This window comes from Pseudescherichia vulneris (assembly GCF_902164725.1).
Classification (GTDB): Bacteria; Pseudomonadota; Gammaproteobacteria; order Enterobacterales; family Enterobacteriaceae; genus Pseudescherichia; species Pseudescherichia vulneris.
The window spans coordinates 4,286,068-4,292,649 of sequence record NZ_LR607338.1; the positions used below are offsets into that span (position 1 = coordinate 4,286,068).

Here is a 6,582-nt window from a genome sequence, read left to right on the forward strand (position 1 = left end):
AAAGCCGGGGCGTTAGAAAAAACAGCGCCACCCGAAGGTGGCGCTGCTGTTAGTCCCGATCCCTGTCTAACCAGTTCCCGGTCTCTATCCGCGTGTGATCATCCACCGATAGCTGGTACACGTACATCCATGCACTGCCGTACGGTGTCTGAATCAATTGACGCTTGTACTCCCCGCCAGTGGTGCGGAGCTGATCCAGCTCGGCCAGGGTCTCGGCGTCAATACGGTAAACTTCACCCAGCACATGACCCGGACCGGGCACCGCACCAGGGTAATGCCCCAGACTGTATAGTTGATAATCCTCAACGCTGTGATCGCCCAGCCATTGAGCGTTAGTCATCCAATGACTGTTACCTTGCTTGCGTCGTAAACTGCCGTAAACAAATATTCGCATTGCTAAAACTCAAACTGATAGAGCAGATCTAGTGCCTGGTCTACGCCAGACACCGCTTCCAGATATAGCTTAGGCATTAGGCGATAGCGTAACGTAAGCGTCGCCAGAGAGTCAAAAATACCCACGCCATACTTCACCTGCAATCCCGGCAGAACATAGCCACTGACCACCACCTGGGAGGAGTCGCCTACGCCCTGCGTGTCCAACGCCAGATTGCTAACGCCAAAGGTCTCGCCGATTCGACCCACAACCTGTCCGCTCTGGGCAACGCCCAGCCCCACCAGCGCCGACGTCATCGCTGCGCTGTCGCTCTGTGTGCTCTCCAGCCCCTGGCCGCGAAGCAGATAGGAGAGTGCTTCCTGCTGCGACATCGCCGGGTCAGAGAAGATCTCCGCCTTCGGTTCGTCGGCAGTTCCGGTCACACGTACGCCAGCTATAACGTCGTTTTCAGTGGATTCCGGGTTACGGATCGCTTCGATGTTAAGCAAAGGTTGATCCGGCGGACCCGAGAACAATAACTCACCTTTGCGCACAATCAAATCCTGACCGTACGCGTGGAAGCGACCTTCGGGAATATTAATCTGCCCGTTTAAGCCAAGTCCTTGTTTATCCTGAGCAACTTTAAGATCGCCCGTTAGGCGTGCTTTTAAGCCAAACGCGTCCAGACGTACGTTATTGCCCACATGGACGGTTAAATTACTGTTGATCGGGATGCCTGCGGTCTGCGGCTCCTCCGGCTGCAGCTGGCTGTTAAGCATCACTTCGTCACTGGAGACCCCTACCGCACTCTCCGGCACGTCGTGAACCACGATGCGTGCCCATGGCACATCAATGCTGCCGTCGAGAGTGAAGAGCTGCGGCGTAGCCTCAAACACCACGTCCGGAGAGGCATCAAGGCGTACCATCGGCGGGACGGTAATGCGTACCCGACTCCCCTTCGCCGCAATCCGTGCTCGCCAGTTGTCGATCTGGCTCCAGTCGGCGTTGCCGCTGAGGTTGATCTCGCCCTGCCGGGTGCGGACCACCCCTTGCAGCGTCGAACTTTGGCCGTTGAAATTCATTGCCACCTGGCTGGGCTGCATCTCAAACGGCATAAAGTTGGCGTCGATATCCACCCCGTTCAGCCCCATCTGGCCAAACAGCTGCGGGCTCTGTACGTTGCCCGCCAGCCGCAGATTCGCGTTGAGCGTACCCGCCGCCTTCTCGCCCCGGGAGAAGATGGCGTTGATCATCGCGATGGAGAAGTTGCGGATATTCACCGTACCGCCGAGGTTGCGCTGCCCCTGAGGATCGGTCACCTGCACCTGGCCGTCAAACTGGCCGTTATTGGTCAGGCGCATCATCCAGCCGAGATCGGCGCGGTTGTCGCGCAGCCTGGCATTGAGGTTAAGCGTATCGAACGCGACCCGCAGCGGCGCATCGTTGACGGTCTGCGTCACCCGCACGTTGCGTCCGGCCAGGGTCACTTCACCCTGCGGCAGCCCCGGTTTGGTGGTATCCCAGCTGACATCCGCCCGGCCGCTGAACGATCCGCTGGCTTGGGTGGTATCCGGCATAAAGGGTTTCAGCATCGCCAGGTCGAAGCGGTTCAGGTTAACCACCGCCCGCCCCTCTGCGCCTGCGTCCACGGTCTGAGGTACGCACAGCTCCGCGTTAGGGTTAGTCCAGCAGTGTGGCCCAATGCTTACCTTCTGCTCCTCACCACGGTAGTCGAGGGCGATGGCGCGATTCAGCGACCACGGCCCGACTGGGGTAGCAAAACGCGTATCGCTCAGCGTCCCTTTCCAGCGCTGGTTAGCGCGGTCAAAGCTGCCTGCCAGCCTTAGCTGGCCGGACACCGGTTCACCCTGCGCCCGCAGGTTCAGCTCGTGCTGCTTTTCGCTGCCTTTGGCATCCAGGGTGATCAGGCTCAGATTAACCCCCGGCTGCACGATGCGCTCCACGCGGGCGGTGAGGTTACCGGCGATCTGGTCGGTAGACTTTATGTCGCCCTCAACGCGCACGCGAGCGATGGAGAGCTCCTGCCAGCGCAGGTTGTTGGCGGTGATATCCGCCAGCACCTGTGGCGCATCCACCGTACCCCGAACTTTGACTAACCCTTTGGCCGTGCCGCCCAGGCCCGGCAGCGCGTTATCCAGCCCTGGCGCGTCGATGTTGGCATCGAGATTCAGCGCCTTCACGCCCAGCTCGCCTTTGACATCGGCGCTGTTGTGCCCCAGCTCAAGGTGCAGGCCCGGTACGGTCCACTGCATATAGCTGTTGCCCTTGAGCGAGCCGTTCACGTTGACCTTGTTGTTCTTGACGTTGCCGGTGATTTTCATCTCCGGCACCTCCATCTGCCAGCTGCCACCGTAGAGGCTACCGCGGGTTTTGATCAGGCCGTTGAGCTTCGACGGCCAGTCGGGCACCTCTTTTGCCGTATTGATGCCGTTAAGCGTCAGCTCTCCACGCCAGCTGATGGCCTGCTGCCAGTCGAGCAGCGCCTTCAGCTCGGTTTTACCCTCCAGCGCGGCGATGGTCAGCTTGTCGAGATTGATCTGTTGCTCATTGCCTTTCGCGTCCAGCGTGATGGTCGCAGGCGGAACCTGCTCTCCTTTCACCGCCGTGCGGAACGAGAGAGTGTAGTCGGTCATCTTACCGCTCAGCTTCAGCCGCAGGTCGTCCGCCTGGTACTGCCGCTCGCCGGTAAAGGGCCAGTAGAGCTGTTCGCTAATGATATCCAGGTTGAGAGGCAGTCCCGCCTCCGCCAGCTGCGTCTTCGCCCGCAGCACCATGTCCACCGGGCCGGAGAGATTAACCCCCACGTCGAGCGTCTCACGCAGCGCGCCGCCGATCTTGAGCTTCACCTTCTCGCCCTTCAGGGGATCGACGTTCAGCGTGCTGTTGAGGGTAATATCGACCGGCCAGTTGTTGCTCAGCTGGGCCGTGCCGGTGGCGTTAACCGTGCCCTGGTTTGAGTCGATATCAAGGGTGTCGAGCCGGGTGTTGCCGTCGATGCTGCTCACCTTCAGCAGCAGGTTGCGCACCACAATGTCGGTATCACCGGTAAGACGTAGCTGCTCGCCGCGGAACTCTTCAATATTGAGGTTGAGCGGCAGGTGGACGTCGGTCATCTCCGGCAGCACCGGCTTAGAGAAGAGATCCTTCAGCGTTTCACCCAGAGGCTTCTCCTCAGGCTTCGGCTGCTCAATCTTCGGCTCGACGATCTGCTCCTGGGCCACGTCGGCCACCTTCGGCAGGGCAATCAGCAGCCCCTGTAACGAGGTTGGCTTAACGGTCAGGTTTTTCTCCTGCCAGTTCAGGCCGGTGGTGAAATCCATCACCGAAACGGTGGTGTTATCGATCTTGATATTGACGTTGTTCAGCGCCACTCGGCTAAGGGTAATCGGATAGGGGGTAGAGAGATCGAGCGGCCCGCTATCCTCCTCCTCCACCTGAGCGGCAGGCGGCATCTTGGTGCTATCTACGGTCACGTTAATGTCTTTTAGCGACAGATCGTTAACGCACAGACTGCTGTCCCGCAGGCAGGCAAGCTTGACCGCAAGGTGGATCTCTCCGGCGTTAACCGCCACGCCGGGCTGGTCATAGCGAATATTACGCAGGGTCAGGTCGCGCCAGCCGCCGGTAACCTGGCCAATCTCCAGCCCCGGCACCCAGCGGTTCGCGGCCTTGAACAGAATATGCAGCCCGCTGGTAGTGCCCACCAGGAACGCCACCGCGCCCAGCAGCAGCACAATAAACACCACCACTCCGAGGCTTATCTTCTTCCATAAACTCATAATTCAGGCCCCAGACCGATGTAGAACTGTAGATCGTGTTTATCGTCGTCGGCGATGGGCACGGCAAAATCAAGCTTTATCGGCCCGACCGGCGACTGCCAGCGCACGCCCACGCCTGCGCCGGTTTTAAAGTCGCTGCGACGGATGTCGCTCACCGCCTCGCCGCTGTCGATGAAGGTCGCGCCCCACCACTTGCCGGTAACGTTGTACTGATACTCCAGCGAGCCGGTTGCCAGCTTCGAGGCCCCCTTCAGCTTGCCTTCGCTATCCTCTGGTGAAATCGATTTGTACTTATAGCCACGGATGCTGCGATCGCCCCCGGCAAAGAAGCGTAGATCCGGCGGCACGCGGTCGAAGTCGCCGGTTTCGATCCAGCCCAGGTTGCCGCGTACGACAAAGCGGTGGCGATCGTAGAGGGTACGGATCCAGACGTTCTGCGCCTGCAGTACGGAGAAGTCGACATCGGAACCCCAGGCCGTATTGGAGTAGTCGATGGAGTAGCGCTGGGAGTCGCCCCAGGTCGGCATCAGGCCGCCGCGGGAGCGGGTCCGGCTAATCATCACGCCAGGGTAGAGCAGCATGGTGGTGTTGGTCACGCTGCCCTGGGTAAAGTGATCCAGACTCCAGCGCAGGTTAATGGCGCGCTGCCAGCCACTAGAGAGATCCCAGTAGCGGGAGAGCGCCAGGGTAGTGGAGTCCGCTTCGGTATCGTTAAGATCGGTACGCTTAAAGCCGCCCTGCACCAGGTAGTACTGCTCCAGCGGGTTTTTCAGCAGCGGCATCTTGTAGCTAAAGTCGAGCTGCTGCTCAGGGGCGGAGATGCTGGTAGAGGTAGTAAAGCTGTGGCCGTAGGAGTTGATCCACGGCTTGCGCCAGGTGGCCTTCACGCGCGGACCGACGTCGGTGGAGTAGCCCACCCCGGTTTCTATCGTATTCTGCGTGCGCGGCGACACCACGCCATGCAGCGGCAGCACCTTGGTTTTACGGGATTTTTCAAACTCTGGGGCAACAATCACCGAGTTAAACCAGCCGGTGGCGGAGAGACGGCGGTTCAGCTCCGCCAGATCCTTGGTTTGATACTCATCGCCCTCTTTAAAGGGCACCAGGTTTTGCAGATACTCGTCGCGGATCTGCGAGCCTTCAAAGGTGACCTTGCCGAAGCGGTAGCGCTGCCCGCTGTCATAGTCGATATCCCAGAATGCCTGATGGCGGTCGAGGGCAATGCCGAGCTGGCTTTTGTTGAAGGCGCTGTCGAAGTAGCCTTTGCGCAGCGCCACGCTGGTAAGGCCCTTCTTAAAGCTGTCGTAGTCGTTGTGGTTCAGCACCGTGCCGATCGCCGGACGGGTTTTTAGCAGATCGAGGTAATCACTGTCGGTGCGCGCTCCGCCACGCAGGATCACATCCGTTCCCCCCACGCGCACAGGCGTGCCGGGCGAGACGCGGGCGATCAGTACCTGACGGCCCTTCGCCGGCGGTGGACGCAGTTCAAAATCGATGGTCGGCTCATAGTAGCCCAGCGCTTTTAATCCATCGCGGATAGCATCATCAACGCGGGCGCGGAAACGCTGGTCCGCCGTTACTTCATCACTCTCAATGGTCGAAAGCTGGGCGCGGACGTTTTTTTGCAGCGCACCCGTTAGCCCTTCCACCTGTAAACGGACGTTTGCCGCTAAGGCCGTCCCGCTTACCAGCAGCAGGGTAGTGAAACCTATCAGTCGGATGTGTGGCACGTTCTCTCCTGAATATCAGGCTCCCTGAAGGTAAGGAAACCGAAATGCCGCTCCCCGGCTTAACAAATAACCCAACATAATGGGTTGAAAAATGGCTGGCTAGCCCAATATTTCTTAATGTTTAAATCTAGCCGTATTTGCAGCATATATTGTGTTCAATTCGACGCTGCGTTACAACCTCGATCACATATCTGTTCCTGGGAGGCCACACCGTGAGTCTATTTGATAAGAAACACCTTGTTACTCAAGCGGATGCATTGCCAGGACGCAATACACCTATGCCGGTTGCCAGTTTGCATGCCGTTAACGAGCACTCAATGACCAACGTTCCCGAAGGAATGGAGACCGCGCTGTTTGCGATGGGCTGCTTCTGGGGCGTAGAGCGCCTGTTCTGGGTGCTGCCCGGCGTCTACAGCACCGCCGCAGGCTACGCGGGTGGCTATACGCCGAACCCAACCTACCGTGAAGTGTGTTCCGGCGAGACCGGTCACGCTGAAGCCGTGCGCGTGGTCTATGACCCGAGCGTCATTAGCTACGAGCAGCTGTTGCAGGTCTTCTGGGAGAACCACGATCCGGCCCAGGGCATGCGCCAGGGTAACGACCACGGCACCCAGTACCGCTCGGCTATCTACCCGCTAACGCCCGAGCAGGAAGCGGCTGCTAAAACGAGCCTGGCACG

General features: G+C 59.3%; 4 protein-coding genes. 1 reads left to right on the plus strand and 3 read right to left on the minus strand.

From position 1 onward, the window contains the following. Positions 1 to 49 precede the first annotated feature (49 nt). Genes FN633_RS17850 through tamA form a run of 3 tightly spaced genes read right to left on the minus strand, consistent with a single transcriptional unit; the run spans position 50 to position 5,903 of the window. Positions 50 to 394 carry a gamma-glutamylcyclotransferase family protein gene (locus FN633_RS17850; protein ID WP_154058706.1) on the minus strand — a complete coding sequence of 115 codons (345 nt, stop codon included), beginning with the start codon at positions 392 to 394 and terminating at the stop codon, positions 50 to 52. A gap of 2 nt (positions 395 to 396) precedes the next feature. Continuing rightward, positions 397 to 4,173 carry an autotransporter assembly complex protein TamB gene (gene tamB, locus FN633_RS17855; RefSeq protein WP_154058707.1) on the minus strand — a complete coding sequence of 1,259 codons (3,777 nt, stop codon included), beginning with the start codon at positions 4,171 to 4,173 and terminating at the stop codon, positions 397 to 399. Then, positions 4,170 to 5,903, minus strand: a complete 1,734-nt coding sequence (gene tamA / locus FN633_RS17860) for an autotransporter assembly complex protein TamA (protein WP_154058708.1) — start codon at positions 5,901 to 5,903, stop codon at positions 4,170 to 4,172. The genes tamB and tamA overlap by 4 nt, the downstream gene beginning before the upstream one ends. 212 nt (positions 5,904 to 6,115) lie before the next feature. Between tamA and msrA the strand changes: the two genes are divergently transcribed. Next, positions 6,116 to 6,582: peptide-methionine (S)-S-oxide reductase MsrA (gene msrA, locus FN633_RS17865; RefSeq protein ID WP_154058990.1), on the plus strand; the 467-nt coding region annotated here is incomplete at its 3' end.